Below are 24,499 nucleotides of genomic sequence, written 5' to 3'. Positions count from 1 at the left end.
ATGACAAGGCATAGAATTGGGGTCAGAAGGAAAACAAAAAATCCAAAACACAAATCTCTAAGCAGCACTTTTAATATGCGTACTAGAAGTTAAGCATTCCTTTCAAGGATGGCATCAGCACGTTACCCGAAGGTAACACCAGTGCGTCCTTAAAGAAGTGCTAGAAAGCCCCGAAGGGCTCCGCTGCTTAGAGATTTGTGTCTTGGATTTAAAATAACCACTCAGGCTGTCAACGATAAGACTAGCATAAAAAACTTATAATGTCAAGTAACCGCCCCGTAGAACGTTTAGGAGAGGGCGAAGTTGCCTTTCTCGATCAGACACTGCGTCCAACAACGTGGAGTGAATACGTTGGACAAAACAACATAAAAAATAACCTTGAAATACTTCTCAAGGCCGCGAAAGAACGAGGGCATCCGCCCGAGCATGTTTTGTTTTACGGGCCTCCGGGTCTTGGAAAAACAACGCTTGCGTACCTTATCGCAAGAGAAACGGGAATGCAGATAAAGGTGACCTCCGGCCCGGCGATTGAAAAGGTGGCCGACCTTGCCTCTATCCTTACCAACCTTTCCTCCGGCGACATTCTTTTTATCGACGAAATCCACCGTCTTAATAAAACCATTGAAGAAGTGCTGTATCCCGCAATGGAATCCGGTTCGCTGGACATCATTATAGGGAAGGGTCCGTCGGCGCGTACCGTACAGCTAAGCCTTTCTCCTTTCACGATTATTGCCGCAACAACACAAGTGGCCCTTATCTCCTCACCACTTCGTAGCCGATTTTCCGGAGGGGTTTTTCGATTGGAATTTTATAGCGTTAATGAGATACAAGAAATTATCAGGCGCTCTTCACGGCTCCTTGAAGTTGTTATTGAAGAATCCGCCGTAAAGGAAATCGCGATACGAAGCCGCTTTACTCCGAGAACGGCAAATTATTTTCTTAAACGATGCCGTGACTTTGCACAAGTGCACCGGAAAAGCCTTGATGAGGAAACCGTTAAAGGAGCTCTTTCCATGCTTGGAATAGATGATAATGGCCTGTCTGTCTCGGACAGAAGTATCCTTCTCGCTATTTCTAAAAAATTCAACGGAGGGCCGGTCGGCCTTAACACTCTCGCCACCTCCCTTTCCGAGGAGGAGTCAACTATAGAAGAATTCAACGAACCCTATCTTATTCAAATAGGATTTCTTGAGCGTACCCCCCGCGGACGGGCATTGACCCTTAAAGGTAGAGAATACATCGAAAAGTTTTCCGGAAAAGACTCGTCACGCCTCTTGTAAACTTAATAAAGTTAAGATAAAAACATACTATGGCAGGACACAGTAAATGGAAACAGATAAAAAATAAAAAAGCAGCGACAGATTCAAAGAAAAGTAAAATCTTCACGAAACTTATCCGCCTTATTACCGTTGAAGCAAAAAAAAGCAACGGAAAGGAGGATGCGCCGGGGCTTCGTGCCGCAATCGAAAAAGCGCGGGAGGCGAATATGCCCAGTGAAAACGTGGAGCGCGCCATTAAAAAAGCGACTGACACATCCTCTTCGGCCATGGAGCCCGTTATGTACGAGGCTTACGGCCCCGGAGGATGCGCCCTCATCATAGAAGGACTCACGGATAACCGAAATAAAGCGGCGGCGGAAGTACGCCACATTCTCTCCAAGCACGGTTTTGAACTCGCGGTATCGGGAAGTGCCACATGGGCATTTGAAAAAACAGGTTCGGAATGGTCCCCTAAAACAACCGTTACCCTTGAGGAGTCCGATGCCGTAAAACTTCAAGAAATTGTGAGTGAACTGGAGGATAATGACGAAGTCCAGGAGGTTTTTACAAACGCCGAGTAATATGCCCTATTCGGTATTATCTATTGACCCAGGCTATGACAGACTCGGGGTTGCCGTGATTAAAAAAGAGAACGGGCGGGAAAGTCTTGTGCATTCGGACTGTATTACTTCATCGAAAAAATTAACTCACCCGAAACGGCTTGCGCTTATCGGGGAAACACTTAAAAAACTTATCGGGGAATATGCTCCAAATGCCATCGCGGTTGAGAAATTGTTCTTCAACATGAATCAGAAAACCGCTTTTTCGGTGGCGGAAAGCAGGGGTGTGATTTTGTACGAAGCGGGACGAGCGGATATTTCCGTGTATGAATATACTCCCGGTGAAATAAAGGCCGCGGTTACCGGACACGGAAGGAGCGATAAAAAACAGGTAGAAACAATGGTTGAAAAAATTCTTTCGATAAAAAAAGATATCTCTTACGATGACGAGTACGACGCTATCGCGGTAGGGCTCGCTCATATGTCTCTCTATCGCGCGAAGGACCTGGACAAATGATATCAACATGATTATCGGGTTTTTGTTTGCAACTCTTTTTTGCATTTGATACAACATAAGGAGAGAAAATTAAGGTCGTTATATAAAGATAAAAAATTAAGCTTGATAAACATGCGAGACGAGGATTTGCTCGAAGAAAACGAGGGGTTTGAGGATGAAAACGAAGTCGGAGAGGGAGAGTTTAAAAAGAAAAAGGAAGGAGAAGAGAGTGAGGAAGAGGAAGGCTATGAAAGTTACAGTGACGATGAAGATAGTTGGGATTCAATGTAAAAACTGTTTGAATTCACTTTTCAGAAACACGATAAAATTCTTCTGAATTTTTCTCTACTTTCCTTCACGTCTCCGTAAGGTTTTTGAAAGGTGAATTCTTACTACAACTAGAAGAAAAAGGAAAGATAAAACCCGCCGAAGAGGCGGGTTTTATCTAGACGTCATGTGAGTATAATTTTTACAAATCTTCTTTTTCCTACTTTTATAACCGTGTTGCTTTTAATTTTTTCGTTTATATCGGTGATTTTTTGTCCATGGTCCATGTCAAATACTGCACCGTCCTCAGCAAGACGCCTCCATTCGGTCTTTGACGAAACCAGACCAGCGCGCAAAAGAACGTCCGAAAGAAGTTCTCCTTTCTTGACCTCAACAGAAACGACGTCATCAGGAACTCCTTTACCCGTAAAGACCTTTAAGAATTCGCGTTCGGCCCGAGCAGCCTTTTCTTTGTCGTAATAAAGGGTGACTATCTCACGGGCGAGACGAATTTTCTGGTCGCGGGGGTTGGCAGTTTTGTTTTTTATTGAATCGCCAATCATTTTCACCTCGTCGGAAGCGACGTCAGTGCATAATAAAAAGTACTGTTCAATTAATTCATCGCTTACCGACATCACCTTTCCGAACATGTCGGACGGCTCATCCGTTATGTTTATGACATTGCCCCAACTTGTTGACATTTTTCTTCCGTCCGTGCCCGGGAGCATTGAGATTGTCAGCACGTCTTGTTCGGGAAGTCCGTGGTGTTTTAAGACGACTCGGCCGGCCTTTAGATTGAATAATTGGTCAAAGCCGCCAATTTCAACGTCCGCTTTTACGACAACCGAGTCAAAGCCCTGAATGAGGGGGTAAAGAAACTCTCTCAACGAAATTTCCTCCCCTTTTTCATATCGTTCCTTGAAGTTTCTTCTCTCAATCATCTGTCCGACGGAAAACATTTCGGCAAGACGCATAATTTCCGAAAAACCAAGCTTTGCCAGCCATTCGCTGTTAAATCGAAATTCGGTTTTTGATATATCCAAAATTTTTCCAATCTGGGCGCGATACGTATGGGCGTTTTTCCCAATCTGAGAAGAAGAAAGCATGGGACGTTTCTCCAATTTGTCGGAAGGATCCCCTATTTGTGCCGTAAAATCACCGACAATGCACACAATCTTATGGCCAAGGTCTTGAAAAGCCCTCAGCTTTCTTAACACGACCGCTCGTCCGATGTGGATATTGGGGCCGGTTGGGTCAATGCCGAATTTTATTCTCAGTTGCTTTCCGGAAAGTAGTTTTTTTTCCAGACTTTCACGGATAAACACGTCCTCAACTCCCCGATTGAGTATTTCGGCTATTTTTTGGGAGTCTGTACTGGTTCGAGGGGACAAAAAACCGCTAAACATAAGGTTACTGTACCATATCACCCTTGTTTTTGGTATAACCCAAATAATGCTAGTATGGAAAGGTGAAAAGAAAATACTCCATAAAAAAGGAAAAATTGATCAGAAATAGCCTTGCTATAGCGGGGATTGTTGTGTTGTTTTCTCTCGGGAGCACCCTTTTTTGGGTTTCTAGCTTTAAAATTCCGACCCTTGAGTCGTTTGAGGAACGGAAAGTCGCCGAGTCGACAAAAATTTACGATAAAACAGGAAAAGTCCTTCTGTATGATGTTTTTCAGAATGTTAAGAGAACCGTAGTGCCGTTTGATGAAATTTCCCGTCACGTTAAAAATGCCACCGTTGCCATTGAAGACAAGGAATTTTACCAGCATGGAGGAGTCAAGCCGACCGCGTTTCTTCGGGCAATCCTTGTAAACCTGCAAACAGGTGAATTCAGCCAGGGCGGCTCGACAATCACCCAACAGGTTGTCAAAAACTCATTACTTACAAACGAAAAGAGTATTTCCCGAAAACTGAAGGAGTGGCTCCTTGCCATCAGAATTGAAAAGGAGCTCGATAAAAATACCATTCTTTCCATGTATCTCAATGAAATTCCCTACGGAGGAAGCGTGTACGGAATTGAGGAGGCAAGCGAGACTTTTTTCGGGAAAAAAGCAAGCGAGGTGACGCTTGCCGAGGCGGCGTATCTTGCGGCCCTGCCCCAAGCACCCTCTTTTTATTCTCCCTATGGCTCCCATAAAGAATCTCTTGAGAAAAGAAAGAACCTTGTTTTAAGCAGGATGCTTGAAAGTGGTTTTATAAACGAGGACGAGTTTGCCAAAGCCAAGGAAGAGAAGGTGGAGTTTATTCCTCAAGAAGAAAAAGGAATCAAGGCACCTCATTTTGTTATGTTTGTCAGAGAATATCTGGAAAAAAAATACGGAGCGGATGTATTGGAAAACGGGGGGTTGCGCGTTATAACTACACTTGATTATTCCCTCCAGGAAAAAGCCGAGCGTCTTGCCCAAGAGTATGCCCTTGAAAATAAAGAAAAATTCAACGCCGAAAATGACGCGATTGTCGCCATAGACCCCAGGACCGGAGGTGTTCTGGTGATGGTTGGATCAAGATATTACTTTGATACGGAAATAGACGGCAATTTCAACGTTGCAACGGCATATAACAGACAGCCCGGGTCCGCTTTCAAACCTTTTGCTTACGCCGAGGCTTTCAATAAGGGATATCTCCCCGAAACCGCTCTGTTTGACTTACAGACGGAATTCTCAACCCTGTGCGACCCCCAAGGGAATCCTCTTTCTCCCCTTCAGACAAAAGAAGAGGTGTGCTACATGCCTACAAACTACGACGGCATTTTCCGGGGACCGATTACCATGCGGGAAGCGCTTGCACAGTCTATCAACGTCCCCGCCGTGAAAACGTTGTATCTCGCCGGAATGCAAGATACCTTGACCTTGGCAAAAAACATGGGAATTACAAGCCTTACAGACATTAACCGATACGGACTGACTCTTGTCCTTGGTGGCGGAGAAGTTTCTTTGCTCGATATGGCGAGCGCGTATGGAGTATTTGCCAATGACGGACAACGACATCCCTATCAAGTGATATCGGAAATACAGGACAAAAACGGAAACATTATTGAAACTGCAAAAAATTCCTCGGCGCAGGTGTTACCGCAAGAAACGGCTCGTAAAATTTCCAATGTGCTGTCTGATAATAACGCGCGCGCGCCGGCTTTTGGAGAACAGTCTTTTCTTAACTTTCCTGGGAAAGAAGTCGCGGTAAAAACCGGTACAACGAACGACTATCGTGACGCGTGGATTATCGGGTACACTCCTTCCGTTGTGGTCGGAGCATGGGCCGGGAACAACGACAACCGCCCTATGGAAAAAAAAGTTGCAGGGTTTATTATTGCCCCTCTTTGGAACGCCTTTATGCAAGAGGTTCTAAAAACACTGCCCAATGAGTATTTTGTTAAACCACAGCCGTTAAGTGAGAGCGCCCTGTACAACATCAAGCCCGTGATAAGAGGAAAATGGCAAGGAGGAATATCCTTCCCCATCGATACGGTTTCCGGTAAAAAAGCCTCTCCTTACACGCCCCAAGAGACCCTTGGAGAGATCTTGACCGGTGGAGTGCACTCAATCCTTTATTGGGTAAACAAAGAAGACCCCCTTGGTGTGGGTCCTGTAAACCCCCTAAATGACCCTCAGTTTGAGCGCTGGGAATATCAGGTGCGCCGGTGGGTGGTTACACACAATATCGTGGAAACGACAGATATGTCCGTCCCCCAAACATTTGACGATATCCATAAACCAGAATACGCACCAAAGGTTTCTATTGTAAGTCCTGCGTTCGGGAAGCAATATGACAGGCAAGAGAGTCTGTTCGTGTCTATAAGTTACAGTGGAACATATCCGTTACAAAAAATAGAATATTACCTCAATGGAAACTATATCGGAAATTCGTCAAAGTCTCCGTTTAATTTTTCCTTTATCCCCCAAGAATTTGAAAGTTACATCGAAAAAACCAACGAACTGAGGGTGGTTATATACGATTCCGTGTACAACAAAAACCAGACTTCGATTTTCTTTGATGTGGCGGAAAATTAAAAAATTCCGTCGATAAATATTCCTCGCTCCTTAAGGCCTGAAAGAATAGAACTTTTTTTTAAGAAAATTTCGTTTTTTATCGCAGGATGGGAGGAAATTTTAATTTTTTTATTCGAGACCGTTATCTCATTTACCGGCACTTCTATACCGGTTTCTTTTTTTATAATACAAACGATGTCGCCCTTTAGAACCTGTCCTTTGAGAATCGTTTTTTTTATTTTCTCAAGAAAATCTTCAAGAGGTCTCATTCCTATTTATTCATAGGCATAACAATGTATGTAAATGTCTGGTCTGATACTCCCTGTATTACCATTGGCTTCCCGGCCCCGCTCATCTTTAATGACAAACTGTCACTTGCAATCGACTGAAACGCGTCAAAGATATATTTATAATTAAAATTAAGAGAGATCGGTTCACCCCTCACAACCGCGTCAATAGACTGAACACTTTCTCCCACTTCCGAATTTTTTGTTTTCAACTCAAAACTTTTCTTTTTCGGGTCTATAAGAAAGCTGACTTGATTGAAGTGGTCGGAAAATATCTGAGATATCTTCATTGCGTTTATCAGGTCTTCTTTGAGAAGAATTATTTCAGTGAGAGACTCTTTAGGAATGATTTGTTTATAATCCGGAAACGTTCCGTCAACCAATCGGGATGTGAGATATACTCCGTCTTTTGAGAAAGAAATTTGGTTTTTATCTATACGTACTTTTATTTCTCCATCCGATTCTTCGAAAACTCGTATAATTTCCGAAATATTTTTAATAGGAATAAGTATTTGAGGAATAGTGTCGGATGTTTTTAATTTAATCTTTTTTTCAGCGAGACGGAACGAGTCCGTAGAAACAAAAAATAAATTTCCTTTTTCCGGGCATAAAAAAACACTCGAGAGCTCGGGTTTTATATTTAAAGAAGACGCACTAAACCAAACAGAACGAAGTCCGTTAATAAAATCTTTTACGGAAACTTGTGCGAGCACCCCATCAACTAATGGAATTGTAGGAAATTCATTTTCAGAATATGTTTTCAATGTGGCGGAATTGTGTTTTGTGACAATCTTCAGAACGTTCTCATCTTTTTCCAAAGAAACCACTGTATCATTTTTAATATTTTCAAGAAAAAGACTTAGTGTTTTCCCTGGAACAACAACAATACCCTCCGAGTGTATTTTTGCAGGTATGATGATTTCAATACCTAAATCAAGGTTTGTTGAACGTATTTTAACCTCCTTATTTTTTACTTCAATACAAATATTATTAAGTATCTGTAAATTAAGGTTCTTACCGGAAATTCGCTCAGCTTTAGAAAGAGCTCTTTGAATATTATCTTTAATACATTCTATTTTCATATATAAAGAAGTTATTTTTATATAGGGAGTGGATATGTTGGTAAGTTTATTTTTTGTCTTAAAACCTGGTTATTTTAGAGAAATTTTCGGTAATAGTATGTTTATTTAAGAAAACTACCTGTATATAACAATCCCTTTTCATCTTTTTAACACTATTTTCATAAACTTACCAACACCCTTTCTTCAATATATCAACTCGCTATTAACACTATGAAATCATCGCTCGTATCTGATTTAACTCCTGATTAAGTAGTTGGTTTGTTTTCAACTCATTTTTTATCTTCTCGCATGAATGAATAATTGTGGCGTGGTCCCTCCCCCCCAACTTCTCCCCTATTGAAGGATAAGAAATATTAAAATCCTCACGAAGAAGATACATGGTAACCTGTCTCGGTTTAATGATTTCCTTCTTTCTTGTTTTTCTATATATATTCTCTTCTTCAATATTATAAAAATCGGCAATTATCTTTATCACGTCTTTTGGCGCAAGGCTTCTCTTTGGTTTGGCGCTGTCTTTAATAAGGTTTTTTATTTCATGAAGGAGTAAGTCCTTTCCTTTTAATTGTGTTTGAAAAATCAACGAGTTGAGCACTCCTTCCAATTCACGGATATTACTCGGTATTGATTGGGCAAGAAAATCAATAACTTCTTCATTTAAGATAAAGTTGTTCATGCGTGATTTTGCCCTTAAAATCGCCGCGCGTGACTCTTGATCCGGAATCGGTATATCTATAATCATTCCCGCCGCAAACCTTGATTTAAGCCTTTCTTCAAGGTTGGGAATATAATTCGGATGTTTGTCAGAAGAGAAGATAATTTGTTTGTTGTTGTCGTAAAGATAATTAAAAAGATGAAACAATTCCTCTTGGGTTTTCTCTTTATTTGATAGGAAATGGATATCGTCCATAATCAAAACATCATACTTTCTGTATTTTTGTTTGAAATTATTTGTTTTATTGTTTTGTACTGAATTTATATAATCAAGAGCGAATTTTTCCGAGGTAACATAATGAATTCTTTTTTCCGTCTGCGTGCTTTTTATATGGTTGCCAATCGCTTGAATCAGGTGCGTTTTTCCATGTCCGGTGTTTCCGTAAATAAAAAGAGGATTATATGTAATACCGGGCTTTTTTATTACCGCTTGGGACGCAGCATAGGCAAGCTCGTTAAAAGGTCCGATAACAAAAGATTCGAAGGTATAGCGTGGGTTTAAGTTGTCCTCCTTGTTTATATATAAATCATGTAGTGGAAGTTCGGAAAAAGTCCTCTGAGGCTCTATTTTTTGTTCTTCCTGCGGCTTTTCCTCGCTTCTTGAGATTGTATACTCCACGGAACGAATCGTCTCAAGAGCGCTTCGCAGCGACTTCAAGATAATGTTGTGGTATTTGTTGAGAAGCCACTCTTTTACAAATGCGTTTGGCACACTTACAAAAACAACCCCGTCTTCTTCCTTGGAAACGTACGTGTCTTTAAACCATGTCGTAAAAGTTGCCCGTGAGACATTCAACTCTATTTCAGTAAGTACGCTATCCCAAAGTTTTTTTGTATCCATCATCGTACTTTTTAGGTAGGGTTAATTATATCCTCGTCTTTGAATTATAGAACTTCCTTTTTTCTCTCATTTATGTTAATAAGTTGTGTATAAGGGGTGTACAAGGAACATGAAATACACCTTGAATAAGTAATACAAACATTGTAGAATACAATACTTATGTCACGAACATACCAACCTAAGAAAAGAAAAAGAAAAACAACGCATGGTTTCCTCTCGAGACAGAGGAAACACGCCGGCAAAAAGGTAGTGCAGCGTCGAAGACGAAAAGGGAGGGCGCGCCTGGGTTTGTAGCTGTTTTTATGCTTCCGAAGAGACAAAGACTAACCTCCTCTGAGGTCCGTCATCTTCTAAGAGAAGGGAAAAAAGTTTCTTCCCATCCTTTTTCCTTGTGCGTTAGTTCAAAAAGCGACAAAAAAGGCTATGCTGTCGTTATTTCTTCAAAAATAGCCGGTTCCAAAGTAAAAAGAAACAGCATCCGACGCCTGGTATACGAGATAATTGGGTCGGTCATGGGCTCTCTGTCTCAGAAAGAAGTGGTTGTTTTTGTTCTCTCCGACGTTTCCTTGATTCCGCAAATGGAAATACAAAAGAAAATCGTTGACCTTTTTGTAAAAGCAAAAATAATGATCCCGCCAAAATGACATTGAACGGCCCTTTGAAATACGTTACAATGCGAAAATGATTTCTTCCTTTTTTCACACCTTTTTTTACCAGCCGTTGTATAACGGGCTCATCCTGCTTATTGATTTCCTTCCATGGTTTGATGTGGGAATTATTGTTGTTCTCTTTACGATTATTATCAAAATGGTTCTCTTCCCTCTTTCACGAAAATCTCTTCATGCGCAGCAGAAACTGAAAATTCTTGAACCGAAAATTTCAGAAATAAAAGGAAAAATAAAAGACCAGCAGGCCCAAGCGGAACAAATTATTGCTTTATATAAAGAAAACGGGGTCAACCCCTTCATGAGCATTCTTCTTGCTTTCATACAGTTTCCTATTATCTTTGCTCTCTACTTTATTTTCGCGCAAAGCGGACTCCCTTCCGTTGACACAGGAATCCTCTATTCTTTTGTGGGCATACCTCAAAATTTAAATATGATTTTTCTCGGTATCTTTGATGTAACAAAAAACAGTCTTATTCTCGCTGTCATTGTTGGCGTTTCTTCTTTTTTCCAAATGCGCATATCACTTCCTGCCCCTGCTCCCGGCGTGCAGGAAAACGAACTCGCAAAAAGTATGCGTGTTCAAATGAAATATATACTACCCGTGATGATGGGCTTTTTTGCTTATCAAATTTCTTCCGCCGTGAGCCTTTACTGGGCCACGAGTAATCTTTTTACCATCGGCCAGGAGATGCTCCTTAAAAGAAAACCTAAGGAGTAATTTGAATTCCCCACAAAGAGGAATCTTTTTTATTCAGAAAGACAAGATAGTTTTCTTCTGCATTGAGAGAAAGTGAAACTGCGTCAACCTCTTCCCCTACCGCCTCTTTCGTGTCGGCGATTACGGAAGTTGTGTTATTCTCAAAATCTATTTTCAATATTTTATCCGAAAAAGATACAATCCCCTGGTACCACGCGTCCGGATAGTCATTGCTTGGTATTGTTTTAGGGACCGCACAGTAAATAACAGATTTCTCTTTCTTGCTCCACACACACTTTTCGGGTAGGGTTTGGGACGGAGACCTGGTAATTGTTTTGTCAGCAATATTGAGTAAATTCAGGAAGAAGCTTTTTTGTTTGCTCTCGGAGTAAAGCAGATAGTTCAGAGACTGGTCTGCGCTTGCCGTTATGCCACCCACTTCCCCTGTGATTTTTCCCAGCTCTCCGGTCGAGGTGTTAAACGTGTATACATAACCTCCAACCTCCGCGCTCGGTTTTGTTGTAAGAAGAACTGTGTCCTGTGTCGGCCATGAGACAACCCATTCTTTAAGGGGAAGAGGAAAAGTTTGTTTCTGTGTTCCATCGGGCCGTGAAATGACTCCGCTTCCACTCGTCACTGAAGCAACCAAGGAAAAAATACTGTTTTTATCCGGAGAAACTGCAATTTCTCTTATGTCGGTTTGAAGAAAACTTCCCTCAAGGTCCGAGACCGAATTTCCATCCGCTCCGGAGATAGAATTTTTTGAAAGCTTTGCATAAAATGTCTCAATCGTTTCGTTGTCGTCTTTCAAATATCGAAGAATGACCGAATCTCCTTTCCCGGTCCACAAAGCTTCATAAATTTTCGGGATAGTTGTATTTGATATCTTTTTCAAAGCAAGTGTAAGGGCGTCTGCTTCGTATATATGTCCCGTACCCCTTTCAATGTAACGGATAACCGTTGTGCTAGCCGCGTCAATAAGGGTTACCCCTGCCACCTGTTCCCCCGTTATTTTGCGTATCTGAGGGGCAGGTAAAATATTCGCTTCTTCATTACCGTTACCATTTTCCCCACCACTCTCTGTCACAGTTGAGCCATTTCCCAAATCAGGGCCTTGTCCGAAAGGAAAAAGGTCTCCAAAAAAAGTATTATTGGGATTTTTGTTTTGTAAAAAGAAAAAATATGCTCCCAGTGCTCCTGCGATAATAACAAAAATAATGACGGGTATGAGAAATTTTTTAAGCATGATTGTGTTAAATTAAAAACCTCCTCCTCCCCCTCCGCCCCCTCCCCCACCGGAAGAATTTGACGAAGGTATCACATTAAACTTCAACAGGTCCGGATTGATTGTATTAAGGATAAGCCAAGAAAGAATTGCGAGTAAAAGTCCACCTATAGCCCCTGTAATCATGCTCCTGCCCTCTTCTTTGCCGCTGATTGCGTCGGTAGAGAGATAGCGGATTCCTCCAAGGATAATCATAATAACCGCGAGCACTCCTGTGATGCCGATAGTAAATTGAAAAGCAAACTGAAGATAGTTCCCAAGATCCGAAGTCGAATTGATTGTTCCGCCGGAAGGATTTGTGAGGGGCTCTAAGAGAGTGTACTCACTTTGTGCGAAAACAAACAAAGGAAACACAAGTCCCACTGTCCATATTTTCTTTATTAAATTAAAGATTTTTTCCATTTTCTTATCTTACTCGCTTTTTTCCTCGCTAAATTTAAGCAGAACGGTGTTTCTTGCGGACTGAAGAATTTTATTCCCACTCTCTACACCAAGGGCAATTTGCGAAACTCCGACGGTTTCAGGCCTTCGGAATGTAATGACGTTTTTGTTCGCCTCGCCATCAATTTTCTTGTTATTAAGAGACCAGACATGACTTAAATTATCACCCGCCTTGTCTTGGCTGCTGAAAAAGTACGGAGTAGCGATAAGCGTCAGTTCCTTTCCTCTCATCTCATACTCTTTTCCGATCGCGCTCGCGTATCCTACACCATATAGTGGGTTGATCTCGTAAAGAAGCACTTTTGCCTGAGACGGCTTAATGGTTATTTTTTTAACCGCTTTTATATTGCTTTTGGGTGAAGTTACTTCAACGGAAATTGTAACGGGCCTTGAAATGATTGAGCCATTGAAAACAAACGTATTTCTTCCAGACCCCGACAAACTTCCTTGCACCGTATTGTCCTTACTCCATTTGTAAATAAGATTTGCTGAATTTATCCTTACTCCTCCCTCAACAACGTATGGAATGGCGGTTATAACCACACTTCCCTGAGGCGCGTTTAAAGCCTTGCCTTTATAGAAAGGAGGTGTGTATGACTGCGCCTCCCAAACAAGGTCAACGTCCACCGGCCGTAATGTTATTTCTTTCTCAATATTTATTCCTCCATCGGCTTCAATTGTTGCGGAAACAACGGTAACACTTCCTAGCCCTCCCAAAACAAGTTCAACGCTCTTTGCTCCCGGTCCCGCCTTCCGTGCCACTCCGTTCACGGACCAAGTGATATAGGAACTGTTGAGATTAACGCTATACCCTTCAATTTCCACAATAATTTTCTCAAAAGGTTTTGGCGCATCCGGTTTGCTTCTGATACTTATCATTGACCCATACTGGCTTTGAATCGCGTCTTGGAGTTTCTGTAACTGTTCACCCAGGTACTGACTGTTTGTTGTAGAAGTAAAAGACGTCGTGCTTCCTGTTTGTGTAAGGGCCAATTCCTCCGGGCTCAGCTGATACGGATCGGAAGTTTGAGCAAACGAAAAAGCAGACATTGCACACACAAACACCACAAAAGACACTTTAATCAGAGAAATACTACGCATATGCATTTATTGTATCACAATGTTTTGTCAACTTTTCCACACTTATTTTTTATTTGGCACCGGTGCTGCCGCAGGTGCGCGCTCTTTTGCGGCTTCAAACATGACGCGGGCAGTCCAGAAAGGAAGGCCGTTGATGACGGGAATTGTTTCCCCAAAAAAGGTGACAGGAAACCACGTTCCGAAAAAAATACCAAATGTCAAAAATGTTCCCAAGGTGATGGCAAAAGACACCATTGAGGCAAGAATAGTTCCAATAACGGGGAACAAATGAAGGAAATTAACTACAAATTGCAACCCGTCAGCGATACCGGCAACTAAAAAATGTGCCATCCCCACCCGTTTTGTTTCATTAAACATAATCTAAGAATTTACCTCCAGATCCTTTTTCGACTTTTCAATGGCAAGTATTTGTGAGGGGTCGGAAGTAATAATCTGGTCTTCGGTATACGAGGCGATGATTTTTATGGCGACGTGCTTAAGTCCTGCAAAGAATATCCCTTCCCCAACGTCAGACTCAAGAAGCAGATACTTTTCCTCGTCTGTAAGATTAAAAATTTTCTGCAACTTCTCGGCGGCCGGCGGGGCTTGTTTGAGAAGAAGCTGAATTGAAGAGTTTGTTACGATGGGCATTCCGTATTGAGACCCAAGGAAGTCGTCAACGTCTTGGGTAATGGTCGCGACGCCAAGATAATATTTTCTTCCGCGCTTGGTAAGGCCAAGCAAAAACGACGCGGTGTCATCCGATTTCATCATCCACCACGCCTCATCAATAACGAGGAGGCGTTTTTTGATTTCTTTTCTGATGGCATTCCATATGTAGTGGGTGATGATGTAAATGGCAATGGGTTTCAGCTCATCTTCCATGTCGCGAACCGAGAAAACGATAAATTTCTTGTTTATGTCAATGTTGGTCGGCTGGTTGATGAAACCTGACCACGTTCCTTTTGTGTACTTACTTAATCGTTGCGCCAGGGACTCTCCCCCTTCCATACCCGACAACACAAGCTCAAAATCTGACAAAAGAGGCGGTGTCACGGCGGAAAAATCCGAATTCGGGCTTATATCCTTAAGTGCATATGTTTCGGAAATTGCCCGGTCAATAACCGCGTCTTCTTCTGAGGTAAGTCCTCCAAGCATAATTCTAAACAGTCCGACAAGGTTTATGATGTTTGAGCGCAGTACATTTGCTCCCGATTCCCCTTCCTGAGGGACGGGGAGATCAAAAGGGTTAATGTGGTGTTCCGAAGTGAGAGATATTTTAAAGTATCTTCCTCCGGTGGCCTGTGCGAGATATTCATATTCACGCTCGGGGTCGATGACAATGATTGAAGTATCGAACATCAGTGACCGAAGAATCTCAAGTTTGGTGGCATATGACTTTCCCGCGCCTGATTTCGCGAACGTGATTGAGTTGTAATTTTCAAGGCTGAATCGGTCAAACAACACAAGACTCGAGTTATGCCTGTTTATCCCATACAAAATTCCTTTGTCCGAAGTCAGGTCAAATGAGATAAAAGGAAAAAGACTCGATAAAGGAGCGGAATTAAACTTCGAATGAACTCCCAAAAGGTCGGTTCCTACGGGCAACACGCTTTTGTACCCCTGTTCTTGCTGGAAAAGCGCCGGTTTTACATATACAAGTTTTGACTCAAGAATGGACTTCACCTGGCCTTCCGCTTTGTTGAGGTCTTCATCGTTTTCTCCATATATTGAAATATATAATCCGACATCGAAAAGTTTCTCCTGTGCTTGCTGCAGTCGGTCACGCAATTCTTCCAAGTCGCGATATGCGGTATCAAGCTTCGGGTCGCGGACAAGGCCTTTTTCTTCGCGTTCATGAATTTGGCTCTGAACCTCCGCTACTTTCTTTTGAAACTGCCTTAGAATGGTTGCGGTTTCAATGGGATGAATGAAAATCGAGACATCAAATACCCTGTCGAGGTTAATGATCGGAGAAAACCAACTTTCCGCGAGAAATCGCGGATAAGAAATAACAAAAAAACTTCGGACGGATTTTCCTCCAAGATTAAGGTCTTTCGTGCCGACTTTCAAGGCGCTTGGAGCGATAATGTCTTTTAATTCAAGAGCCCCCGCGTCATATACGTCTTGCGGCAGTATCATAGAGACCTCCTCCTCTTTCTTTTTCGGTTGTAAAAAATCAAGTAACCCCATATTACGATGTTTGTATTGCTTTCTCGGTTTCGCCGGGATTGAAAATTTTGTAATACAACTCAATCACCTCTTCCGTGCCTAAGAGCACGCTTCGGATGCCGCAGCGCACAAGGCCTTGTTCAACGACGGCAACGCGTTGTTCAAGCTGGGTGCGGTTTTCCTCAAAGACGGCCTCATTGGTTTTTTGGGTTTCTTTTTGAGACTTTGTTTTTCCGAAATTAAGCAAATCTCTCGTTGATTTGTTTGTTTGAAGAAAAGCCGGGGTATACGGCACAACGATAAAGAAATTTTTCGTCATAATATTCGTTGTTTCGGTAAAGTTTTTTATAAACTCGATATATTCTTGAATCTGAATCCGCATGAGCTCATTTACCTGTTCCTTGTAGCGCTGTTCGATAAGCGCGAGATATGGCCGAATATCGAGTCGTCGGGACTGTATGAATATTTGCATGGAAAAATCCAGTGAATTGAGAAAATTCTGAAACTGTGAAATGATGGCATTTTTTTCCTCCTCGCTTTTGAGCGCGAAATTAAGAGATGAAACCATCACTATTGAGCGCAATGACCCGTCCTTTAGAATGACGATGCCGTCTTTGATTTCACTAATTGGAACAAAGTCTTGAGTTGCCTGTGCCTGGATAGCCATTGGTATAATAATAAGAGGTATTAAACCTCAGAGCAAGCCAGACAGACTCATTTTATGCTCGAAGGTTTGTCCCAAATCGCAATAATCTGCGGGGATATTAAACTTCTATGGTAATACCGTCTATTCACCTATTGCCCAATAACAGAACTCTTTTCTTTCGGTTGCGTCTGGTCTTTGACACCAAGACTCCAGGTAAGGTCTTTTAACTTACTGTCCGAAAGGCGGGGGACGTAAAGTCCCAGGTCGGTTCCACCTTCTTTTGGTTCCGAAGGCATTGCCTTTTTCGCTTCTTTTTTCCACACATATAATTTACTACCGGAAACATACGAAAAAAACGATTCCATGATATTTACAAAAGGCTTGTTGTTTACGGTATAAAATGCAAGCGCCAGTGAAAGAGCGATAACCGGCAATCCTAAAAGAACGGCAAAAAAGGGAGGTAACAACGTCCACAAAACGACAACAAGCCCTGCCCCTCCGGCAAGATATACGAACTGTTTAAACGTCAGAGGACCGAAAATCTTGTCCTCAACGTCAATGAATTGTGGGGTTTGAAACTGCATTGTTAAAAAATCCCGCTACTCAATCGGTTCCCGATAAGGGTCCGACTGAATCTGTCCTTCTGGTTTAGGGCCTCCATTTTCATCATATTTTTCTTGCCGTGGCAGTTTAACGATTTTGTTGAGCTTGTCGTCGATGATGTTCCCCCCAGCCACTCCGGAAGGAAGATGTTCAAATGCGGGAGTAACCTTTTGAGGATTTTCAATGTCATGAAGAACCTGCGTCTTATTTATCACTTCCCCGTTTGCCATTACAGACCTGTTGCTTGTCTGCTCAGACACCGAGGTAGTTTTTATCATGTTTCCTGTTTCTGGGAACACGTACTGCCCACCTATTTTTTCTATACCAGACGCCATGCCTGTTTTTTGAGCCGCCAGATAATTTTTTAGATTCTCAGTAATTATCATTTTTCTCACGTCCTCCGCTATTGGTTGTACTTTTTGAATATTTCCGTCCAACGCCTTTTCAATTTGTGCGGTAAGTGTTTCTAAAGGCTCAACACCGTATGCAACCGAATAAACAGCATCAGAAAATCTGTCAGTCTTCTCTTTTTCTATTCCATGTTTTTTAACTATCTCGAGGAAGGCATCAAAAGCCTCCTCGGAGGTCACTTCATATTTCAATTCCTTAGGGAATTTTTGAAGTGCATTTTTTATTTTCTCTCTGAGTTGATTGTTCATCATTTTAGAAGATGCTGCCCTGCGGGCTCGCAAGCCACGATGCCGTTTTCTGAAGCTGGACATTCCCTATGTTAGTCGGAAGTGCGGCTGCAGCAATAATATTAGCTCTTACCAATGCTTTATCGACGAAACCAAGAGTCCCTTCATTAGTTATGCGCTGTAACGCAGGGACACTTAAATGTTGTGCGAAGTTAGGATCAACAAGGATTGGTTGCGGAAGTTCTGCCATCTCATTTGGTTTAGCACGCTTTGTAACCGCGAACAGTCCTGCTGATCCAGATGCATTCCAAAGATTGACAAGTCCTGCATCGCGTCTATTTTCAATCAAATTACTTTCTGTTTGTGTAAACTTAGTGCTTTTCTTAATGTCTTCCATTTGACTGTGTGATAATCCTGTGGCAAACTCACTTCTTTGCAAATTTGCTAAGCTTGTATTTTCAATATCGTTTGTACTCATTTTGCTCACTTGTTGTTGCATAGCAAGAATATCCGCACCTGTGGCTGTAGGCGCCAAACCAGTCGAAACAATTGCTGTTCTCGCTCCAGCAACCCTTAGCTGGTCATCCTTAAGTACCCTTTCTCTTTGGCTGTCCTTACTTGTAACATAACCACCCTGGCCTTTTCCTTTACCCAAACTACCTTCTCTAGAAATAGTTTCACCAATACCGAGTGTTTTTATATTGCGCGCATCAAAACTTGCCCTCGATAAGTTTTTGGTACCCTGAAGAGTTAATCGAGCAGCTTTCCCCGCAAGATTATTTTGACCTGCAGCTCCTTGTAAGGAAGTGTTTTGGCTTAATCTGTCACCAGCCCAACCCAATGTTCGCCTGCCAAGCCACGCGGCTCCGCCAATAGTTGCTCCACCAACAACCCCACCTACAAAACTCTGAATTCCTTTTCCGGCACTTCCGGCAAGTTTCTTAGAAATGGTAAGAGTAACAATCATGAATGTTATTGCGATTCCGAAGTTGGCAAACACAGCGGCTGCACCCGGAATCGCAGTTTTGTTTCCGTTCGCATCCATACTCCCTGCAATGGCGTCTTTTAAGCTTGCTCCTGCGCCCAAGGTGCCCAGTGCACCATCAAGCACCTGAAGAGTTGCCCATGAAAGAATAAAGAAAACAGGGGCAAAAATTAGTTGGTCCCACAAAGCTTTCCACCAATCTCCGGAATATTTGTCATTAGGGAGGGCCATAGCTGCAAAAGCAGGGGCAGAAGTGATCATGAGGAAAACAAGCACAACAAAACGGGTGATGAACATTACGGCTGCGGCAAGAAAAACAAAGGCGGCTACAAGGAAAAATATTGCACCCAAAAACCCTACCTCCGGAAACTTTGTAAGGTCAGCACCAGCACCACTACCGGGTTGATAAACGGTTGTGAGCAGAAGTTTCTGCATATATGCATATGAAATGCCGTCACTTCCGGAAACACCACTTAAAATGGCATTATAAAAGCCAACCGAAAGGGCGTTGGACACATCAATCATCACCCGCGTGAAGAAAAGACTGAAGTTTATGAGAAGGGCAATAATAATCACCCGGGTGATTATTTTTTTTGTATTTACTCCTCCCATCTGAAGGACGGTAGCAATAGCCGCGTAAAGGAGAATGAATATGAAGAAAATGTTCGCAAGGTCTCGTAACGCCGCCCAAGCAGTGCTGATCCCGGTAATTACACCTACATTCGCAGACATATCAACAATTGTGTATTTAATGACGAAGTCCAATAATGTTCCTGCCGCAAACGTAACAAATGCCGCAAGACTGAGAATAAGATCCGCTATGGAGCCTACAAGTTTGCCCCACGCCATCTCTATACATCCGGCCATGTTAGTCCAGCCACACTTTTCCCCGCTTTCCTGAGTCGAGGCTTGTTGTGCATTTACAAAGAAAGGAACAAGGACAAGAAGCAACAGTAAGAAGGATGACAGGAGTTTCAGGAAGATTTTTTTATTCTCTCTTTTAAACATTATTATCAAAATTTAAAGTCCAAGAAAACCACTACCACCGCTAAACATCTGTGTGACGAGGCCCGCGACAACAGCGCCGATTACCTCATCAATTTCGTCAGCAATTTCAAGTGAGCGTGTTCCAGAGCCTAGGGAATGATTTAGCTGGTTCTCAATAATTTTTCCCGGGGTCTGAACAAGTCCGTCAGCATCACGGAACGAAAAGAAGCCTTGTCCCCAATCAAGAAACTTAAGTTCTGTTCCCTGTTTTTTTGCCACCTGCACATTCAGTTCCGACTGTGCCAAGAGAAACGCTCCGTAAGGGTTGTTTCTTTTGTTTTGTGTCATTGAAAACCACCCATCCCAGCCTCCTTGTGTGAAATCTCCATTCAAGAAACCGTCAATGTTGTCGATGACATCGGAAAGTGTACATTCAATTTTATCAAAAACAGGCAGAGAATAACTCAAAGAAAGGTTTGTTTGAAGAGAGATACGGAAAGGTTCACAGAGAAAAGGCGCGATGTCGCTAATCACAAGTCCTGCTGTCTGGTCCCCAACGTCCCGTAGAAACCCTTCAGGGTCTTGGATAAAAGACGGTCCACCATTAAAGCCGTTTTGGGCCCAGGTAACAATACTTTGAAGCATGTTCTGGATAATAACTTTTGCGGCAGCCCAAGCAATGGCGTCAAGGATGGTTTCTTTTACTGTGAGAGATGTTGTGTTTGCAGTTTCTATTCCGGCATATGTTGTAAATGCTGCAGTATATGCTGCAAATGCAGGGTTAAGTCCTACGTCAAATGTAGGTACAGCGGCCTGAACTTTTTGTGGCATAAAAGCAAGGTTGGAAAAGAAAAAAACAAATACAAGTAGTGCTGCCACAACCTTTTGTCCCAAGAAACTTTTTTTATTATACGGGTGCATTATGCCGAACTGCGTTCGTTATAGAAAATCCTTACCTGAAATTATATCGTATTCATAATTAGAGTACCATCCTCTTCCTGTTGAAAAACAACGCCCTGTTCACGGAGATAATCACCGATTCCCTTTACGGAGTTCCGCATTTCCACTACGGACGAATTGTAATACATCTGGACATGAAGCATTGCCTTTAACGGGTCATTTAATCCGTCACCCATCCCCTTGAAGTTTTCGGAAACAACACTCATTGCATTGAGAAGTCGAACATGCCTTTCTGCCAGGTCTGAAGGGACTTTAACAGAAAGCAAGTCGGCTACTATTCTGCTGCTTGTTTCATATATGTCTTTCAATTTCTTGATTTCACTCTCGTCTTCTTTTTCAAAAGCCTTTTGCAAAATAAGAAGCGGGTCATACGCGCTTTGGGGAAGAGTGTTTACTCTGAAAGTTTTTCCCGCAGCATTGGCGTAATCCTTAATTGACTGGGAATCGTTTTGGGTAGTTACTGTGACGTCATTTTTTGTATACACTTTCCCCCTTGATATGGCATTCTGGTCCAGCGCTTTGCTTAAAAGGTCTTGTTCAAATGCTGCCCCCACTGTCCCGCCCCCTTGTTTTTGAGTGAGGTATGAGGAAAGAAACTCTCTCGCAAATTTATCCGTGAGAGTTAAGTCCTCTTGACCGGAATTTGTTTTTTCGTCGAGTTGTGATTGGGTCAGTGTGTCATTCGGGCCCGCAACCGCGGGGTTCCTTCCAAGCATCACCTCCTTCCCATCTATCGTACCGTCCCCGTCCGTATCAGCATTTGAAGGAGATGTGCCCCACAACGCTTCCTCCCAGTCTTTCAGTCCATCGTTGTCTCCGTCCTGCTGCGCCTGTGCTGAAAGAAGAGTTCTGACGGAGCTGTCTATTGAAAGATTTTCCGAACGGTATGTGTCTTTGCTTACGGTTGTTATAGCCCACCACAAAAGACCCCCCGCAAAAATTACGGCGATACCGATTTTAAACCACCTGCTCTTTAACCAACCCATACGAGTATTGTAACACCTTAATTGTGTGAAGAGGCTTTATTTAATTCACGCGCGAGACACTTCCACTGCGACAAACTTAGTTTCTCAGCCCGAACTTTTTCGGGGATTGAACATGTGTTAAACGTACCCGAAACGGCGCTTTCCCCGAATTTTTTATTCAAATTATTTTTCAATTGTTTTCTTTTTTGTGAAAATCCTATCTTTACCGTTTCAAAAAACGTTTCTTGCGAGATATCGTCAAAAAATTTATCCGAAATGTTTTCTATTGAAAGAATTGCCGAATCGACCTTTGGTTGGGGGCTGAAAGCGGTGTTTTTCACCACTGCCATTTTTTTCGGTTCCCCAAACGCTCTTACCGATATAGAAAGAAGGCTCCCTTTACCGTCTTTTTCGACGATACGTTCGGCGACCTCCTTTTGAACCAAAAGAACCGCGTGCGATGGCGGGGTTTCCCCCCCAACAAATTTTCTTAGGATTTCTCCCGTAATATAGTAAGGAATATTTGCGACAAGTTTGTACTTTCCTTTTTTGAGACCGTACTTTTCAGGAAAGAAATCTCTTATATCTTTTTCAATCACCAGAAGTTTATCGGTTCCGATTTCATTTCCAAACCGACTTTTGAGAAACTCGACGAGCACAGGGTCTTTTTCTATGGCGATTACCTTCCCCGCATGGGCGAGTAACTCTTTTGTGAGTACCCCCTCCCCCGGTCCGATCTCAAGGACGGTATCCGATGGAGTAAGGGATGCGGCTGAAACAATATCCGCCAATGCTTTGGCGGAGCGGAGAAAATGCTGACCCAAAGGTTGTCCGGAATTCATATCTAGAATTCTATGCTAAAAATCGCCGCAATTCCTCTTTTTCTTTTTTCGTCAATCGTCCAGTCTTTTTTCTCCAGGTACTCGGGTGGAATATCAAAAATAAACTCTGATGGCATACTTACCGTTTTTGTGCCATAGAGCGTTCGTGTCTGGGCGTACGAGAGAGTCAATTTCTTTTTTGCCCGGGTAAGCGCAACATAAAAAAGCCGTCGCTCTTCTTCCTTGTCTTCCTCGCTCACTTTCGATTCGTCAATTCTCCGATGGGGAAAAAGGTTGTCTTCCAGTCCTACAATGAAGACATGTTCGAACTCAAGGCCCTTTGAAGCGTGGACAGTCATAAGTTTCACTCCCTCTTTCCCGTCTTCCAGTTCATCCTGGTCTGCGACAAGGGCGGCGTCCGAAAGAAATCGTTCCAACCCTTCATTTGGTCCATGCTCGTCATATCGGGACGCAAGAGTCACCAATTCCCTCAAATTTTCAAGTGTATCGAGTTCTTTTTCATATAGCGCATTCATGCCCGTTTCTTCCATGATGTATTTTATGCTTTCCGAGGGAGTGTGTTCCGGAAGATAATTTTTAATGCGTTCAATCAGTTTTTTAAATTCCTTAATTTTTTCTTTTGTTTTTTGAGGCAGAGACTCTTCTTTTCCTTCAAATATTTTCAAAAGTGTCACTTTTCCGATACCCCGGGGAGGAAGATTAATAATACGTTTTATGTCGCCAAAACTTTCCGGATTGAGGGCCGCATGAATAAAAGCAAGCGTATCCTTGACTTCTTTGCGTTCAAAAAACTTCGTTCCGATAAGTTGGTACGGAATAGTGCGCGCCAAAAACGCTTCCTCAAGAACCCGAGACTGGAAATTCGCCCTGTATAAAACGGCAATGTGTTCCGGGCGGACTCCGCTTGAAATAATGTGTGCTGTTTGTGCCGCCACAAATTCCGCTTCCTCCGTCTCGTTTCCTCCCTCAAATAAACCTATTTTTTCTCCAATAGAATTTTGAGTAAATAGTCGCTTGCTCTTTCTGTATTTGTTCTTTTCAATGATTGTGTTTGCGACGTTGAGTATTGTCTGGGTAGAGCGGTAGTTTTCCTCCAAGAGAATGACAATTGCCTTTGGATAATCTTTCTCGAAATCAAGGATATTACGCAGTTTCGCGCCCCTCCAGCTGTAGATGTTTTGGTCAATGTCGCCGACGACGCAAAGATTTTGATGTTTCTCCGAAAGAAGTCGTACTAAAAGATACTGAATTTTGTTTGTGTCTTGGTATTCGTCGACATGAATATATTTCCATCGATTTTGGTATGTTTCTCTAACAATCTCGTTTCCCTTCAGGAGCAAAAACGCCTTGAGCAAAAGGTCGTCGAAATCAAGGGCCCTCTCTTCTCTTAAAATCCGCTCGTAGTGGGTCCATATATTTTCCACTAAACCTGTTTCTCTGCCGACATTTGTTTTGTAATCCTCGACGGTATACGCTTCACCTTTTTCTCGGGAGATAATATTTTGTATTTTTCCCGGGTCCACTTCTTTCGGATTGAGTCCCGAACGCTCAATGGCTTCTTTTACCGCCCTTCGTGAGTCGTTTCCGTCAAAAATCTTGAAATGTTTCGGCAATGCCGCCTCCTTCGCATGAATTCTCAAAATATATGCCGCAAGCGCGTGAAATGTACTTATGAAAGGTCTCTCTTCGGGAGACAGTGCGGTGCCCGGGTCATGCTCGAGCAAGGAATTAACCCGTTCCTTCATTTCTCTTGCCGCTTTGTTTGTGAATGTGATGGCTAGAATCTCTTCCGGAGAAGTGCCTTGTTTGATCAAGTGGAAAATTCGGGAAGTGATTGTTTTTGTCTTTCCCGCTCCTGCCCCCGCAAGAACAAGCAGAGGTCCTTGTGTAGTTAGGACGGCTTTTTTCTGTTTGTTGTTAAGATGAGCAAAATTTTTCTCTTCCATTTTTCTGTAAATCTCTCAAAAACACTTCCTAAAACCATAATTTTGTTATCAACACCGGCGGGTTTCCTTTGTTGACTTTTGGTTCTCAGA

General features: G+C 42.5%; 25 protein-coding genes. 8 read left to right on the top strand and 17 right to left on the bottom strand.

Features of this window, described 5'->3' with window-relative positions:
- The first annotated feature begins 260 nt into the window (after positions 1-260).
- The 4 genes from ruvB (at position 261) to Q8O71_02220 (ending at position 2,606) form a co-directional block, all read left to right on the top strand.
- Positions 261-1,280 carry a Holliday junction branch migration DNA helicase RuvB gene (ruvB, locus tag Q8O71_02235; protein ID MDP2705198.1) on the top strand — a complete coding sequence of 340 codons (1,020 nt, stop codon included), beginning with the start codon at positions 261-263 and terminating at the stop codon, positions 1,278-1,280.
- A 29-nt stretch (positions 1,281-1,309) separates the two neighbouring features.
- Positions 1,310-1,840: a YebC/PmpR family DNA-binding transcriptional regulator gene (locus Q8O71_02230; GenBank protein ID MDP2705197.1), complete on the top strand. Its 531-nt coding sequence runs from the start codon at positions 1,310-1,312 to the stop codon at positions 1,838-1,840.
- Position 1,841: 1 nt separating this feature from the next.
- Positions 1,842-2,336, top strand: coding sequence for a crossover junction endodeoxyribonuclease RuvC (gene ruvC / locus Q8O71_02225; protein ID MDP2705196.1), 495 nt, complete (start codon positions 1,842-1,844; stop codon positions 2,334-2,336).
- A 111-nt stretch (positions 2,337-2,447) separates the two neighbouring features.
- The gene (locus tag Q8O71_02220) at positions 2,448-2,606 is read left to right on the top strand and encodes a hypothetical protein (GenBank protein MDP2705195.1); all 159 of its coding nucleotides are present in this window, start codon (positions 2,448-2,450) and stop codon (positions 2,604-2,606) included.
- A 161-nt stretch (positions 2,607-2,767) separates the two neighbouring features.
- Here the strand turns inward: Q8O71_02220 and tyrS are convergent, their stop codons facing one another.
- On the bottom strand, positions 2,768-3,988 hold the full coding sequence (tyrS, locus tag Q8O71_02215; protein MDP2705194.1) for a tyrosine--tRNA ligase: 1,221 nt from the start codon (positions 3,986-3,988) through the stop codon (positions 2,768-2,770).
- Positions 3,989-4,050: 62 nt separating this feature from the next.
- Between tyrS and Q8O71_02210 the strand changes: the two genes are divergently transcribed.
- Positions 4,051-6,594 (top strand): PBP1A family penicillin-binding protein, encoded by a 2,544-nt coding sequence (locus Q8O71_02210; protein ID MDP2705193.1) that lies wholly within the window; start codon positions 4,051-4,053, stop codon positions 6,592-6,594.
- Here Q8O71_02210 and Q8O71_02205 read toward each other — a convergent pair.
- From Q8O71_02205 to dnaA, 3 genes are all read right to left on the bottom strand, one after another.
- Positions 6,591-6,842: a hypothetical protein gene (locus tag Q8O71_02205; protein MDP2705192.1), complete on the bottom strand. Its 252-nt coding sequence runs from the start codon at positions 6,840-6,842 to the stop codon at positions 6,591-6,593. The genes Q8O71_02210 and Q8O71_02205 overlap by 4 nt on opposite strands.
- Positions 6,843-6,844: 2 nt before the next feature.
- On the bottom strand, positions 6,845-7,942 hold the full coding sequence (gene dnaN / locus Q8O71_02200) for a DNA polymerase III subunit beta (protein ID MDP2705191.1): 1,098 nt from the start codon (positions 7,940-7,942) through the stop codon (positions 6,845-6,847).
- A gap of 208 nt (positions 7,943-8,150) precedes the next feature.
- Complete coding sequence (dnaA, locus tag Q8O71_02195; GenBank protein MDP2705190.1) at positions 8,151-9,494, bottom strand: chromosomal replication initiator protein DnaA; 1,344 nt, start codon at positions 9,492-9,494, stop codon at positions 8,151-8,153.
- 159 nt (positions 9,495-9,653) lie between these two features.
- Here dnaA and rpmH point away from each other — a divergent pair, with 159 nt between their 5' ends.
- From rpmH to Q8O71_02180, 3 genes are read left to right on the top strand one after another with little or no spacing between them, the layout of a single operon-like run.
- Positions 9,654-9,788 (top strand): 50S ribosomal protein L34, encoded by a 135-nt coding sequence (rpmH, locus tag Q8O71_02190; protein ID MDP2705189.1) that lies wholly within the window; start codon positions 9,654-9,656, stop codon positions 9,786-9,788.
- A gap of 8 nt (positions 9,789-9,796) precedes the next feature.
- Entirely contained in the window at positions 9,797-10,138 is a 342-nt protein-coding gene (rnpA, locus tag Q8O71_02185) for a ribonuclease P protein component (GenBank protein ID MDP2705188.1), read from the top strand.
- A 37-nt stretch (positions 10,139-10,175) separates the two neighbouring features.
- Entirely contained in the window at positions 10,176-10,880 is a 705-nt protein-coding gene (locus Q8O71_02180) for a YidC/Oxa1 family membrane protein insertase (GenBank protein MDP2705187.1), read from the top strand.
- On the opposite strand, the gene Q8O71_02175 is transcribed toward Q8O71_02180, so the two are convergent.
- The 13 genes from Q8O71_02175 to Q8O71_02115 form a co-directional block, all read right to left on the bottom strand.
- The gene (locus Q8O71_02175) at positions 10,870-12,105 is read right to left on the bottom strand and encodes a hypothetical protein (GenBank protein ID MDP2705186.1); all 1,236 of its coding nucleotides are present in this window, start codon (positions 12,103-12,105) and stop codon (positions 10,870-10,872) included. The two genes, Q8O71_02180 and Q8O71_02175, sit on opposite strands and share 11 nt — an antisense overlap.
- A gap of 12 nt (positions 12,106-12,117) precedes the next feature.
- Positions 12,118-12,546 carry a hypothetical protein gene (locus Q8O71_02170; protein MDP2705185.1) on the bottom strand — a complete coding sequence of 143 codons (429 nt, stop codon included), beginning with the start codon at positions 12,544-12,546 and terminating at the stop codon, positions 12,118-12,120.
- A gap of 9 nt (positions 12,547-12,555) precedes the next feature.
- Positions 12,556-13,686 carry a hypothetical protein gene (locus Q8O71_02165; protein ID MDP2705184.1) on the bottom strand — a complete coding sequence of 377 codons (1,131 nt, stop codon included), beginning with the start codon at positions 13,684-13,686 and terminating at the stop codon, positions 12,556-12,558.
- Positions 13,687-13,728: 42 nt separating this feature from the next.
- On the bottom strand, positions 13,729-14,016 hold the full coding sequence (locus tag Q8O71_02160) for a hypothetical protein (GenBank protein ID MDP2705183.1): 288 nt from the start codon (positions 14,014-14,016) through the stop codon (positions 13,729-13,731).
- Between the two features lie 30 nt (positions 14,017-14,046).
- The gene (locus Q8O71_02155) at positions 14,047-15,858 is read right to left on the bottom strand and encodes a DUF87 domain-containing protein (GenBank protein ID MDP2705182.1); all 1,812 of its coding nucleotides are present in this window, start codon (positions 15,856-15,858) and stop codon (positions 14,047-14,049) included.
- A gap of 1 nt (position 15,859) precedes the next feature.
- Complete coding sequence (locus tag Q8O71_02150; GenBank protein ID MDP2705181.1) at positions 15,860-16,504, bottom strand: hypothetical protein; 645 nt, start codon at positions 16,502-16,504, stop codon at positions 15,860-15,862.
- A gap of 128 nt (positions 16,505-16,632) precedes the next feature.
- Complete coding sequence (locus Q8O71_02145; GenBank protein MDP2705180.1) at positions 16,633-17,067, bottom strand: PrgI family protein; 435 nt, start codon at positions 17,065-17,067, stop codon at positions 16,633-16,635.
- 15 nt (positions 17,068-17,082) lie between these two features.
- The gene (locus Q8O71_02140; GenBank protein MDP2705179.1) at positions 17,083-17,745 is read right to left on the bottom strand and encodes a hypothetical protein; all 663 of its coding nucleotides are present in this window, start codon (positions 17,743-17,745) and stop codon (positions 17,083-17,085) included.
- 4 nt (positions 17,746-17,749) lie between these two features.
- Positions 17,750-19,717 carry a hypothetical protein gene (locus Q8O71_02135; GenBank protein ID MDP2705178.1) on the bottom strand — a complete coding sequence of 656 codons (1,968 nt, stop codon included), beginning with the start codon at positions 19,715-19,717 and terminating at the stop codon, positions 17,750-17,752.
- A gap of 12 nt (positions 19,718-19,729) precedes the next feature.
- The gene (locus Q8O71_02130) at positions 19,730-20,527 is read right to left on the bottom strand and encodes a hypothetical protein (GenBank protein MDP2705177.1); all 798 of its coding nucleotides are present in this window, start codon (positions 20,525-20,527) and stop codon (positions 19,730-19,732) included.
- A 131-nt stretch (positions 20,528-20,658) separates the two neighbouring features.
- The gene (locus Q8O71_02125; protein ID MDP2705176.1) at positions 20,659-21,642 is read right to left on the bottom strand and encodes a hypothetical protein; all 984 of its coding nucleotides are present in this window, start codon (positions 21,640-21,642) and stop codon (positions 20,659-20,661) included.
- 17 nt (positions 21,643-21,659) lie between these two features.
- Positions 21,660-22,463 (bottom strand): 16S rRNA (adenine(1518)-N(6)/adenine(1519)-N(6))-dimethyltransferase RsmA, encoded by an 804-nt coding sequence (rsmA, locus tag Q8O71_02120; protein MDP2705175.1) that lies wholly within the window; start codon positions 22,461-22,463, stop codon positions 21,660-21,662.
- Positions 22,464-22,465: 2 nt separating this feature from the next.
- Positions 22,466-24,409: a UvrD-helicase domain-containing protein gene (locus Q8O71_02115; protein MDP2705174.1), complete on the bottom strand. Its 1,944-nt coding sequence runs from the start codon at positions 24,407-24,409 to the stop codon at positions 22,466-22,468.
- Positions 24,410-24,499 lie beyond the last annotated feature (90 nt).

It is taken from the genome of bacterium (assembly GCA_030690305.1).
GTDB lineage: Bacteria > Patescibacteriota > Minisyncoccia > Phycocordibacterales > JAGLPS01 > JBBUCK01.
Note: the sequence above shows the minus strand (reverse complement) of the source record. Positions and strands in the feature narration are given on the sequence as shown.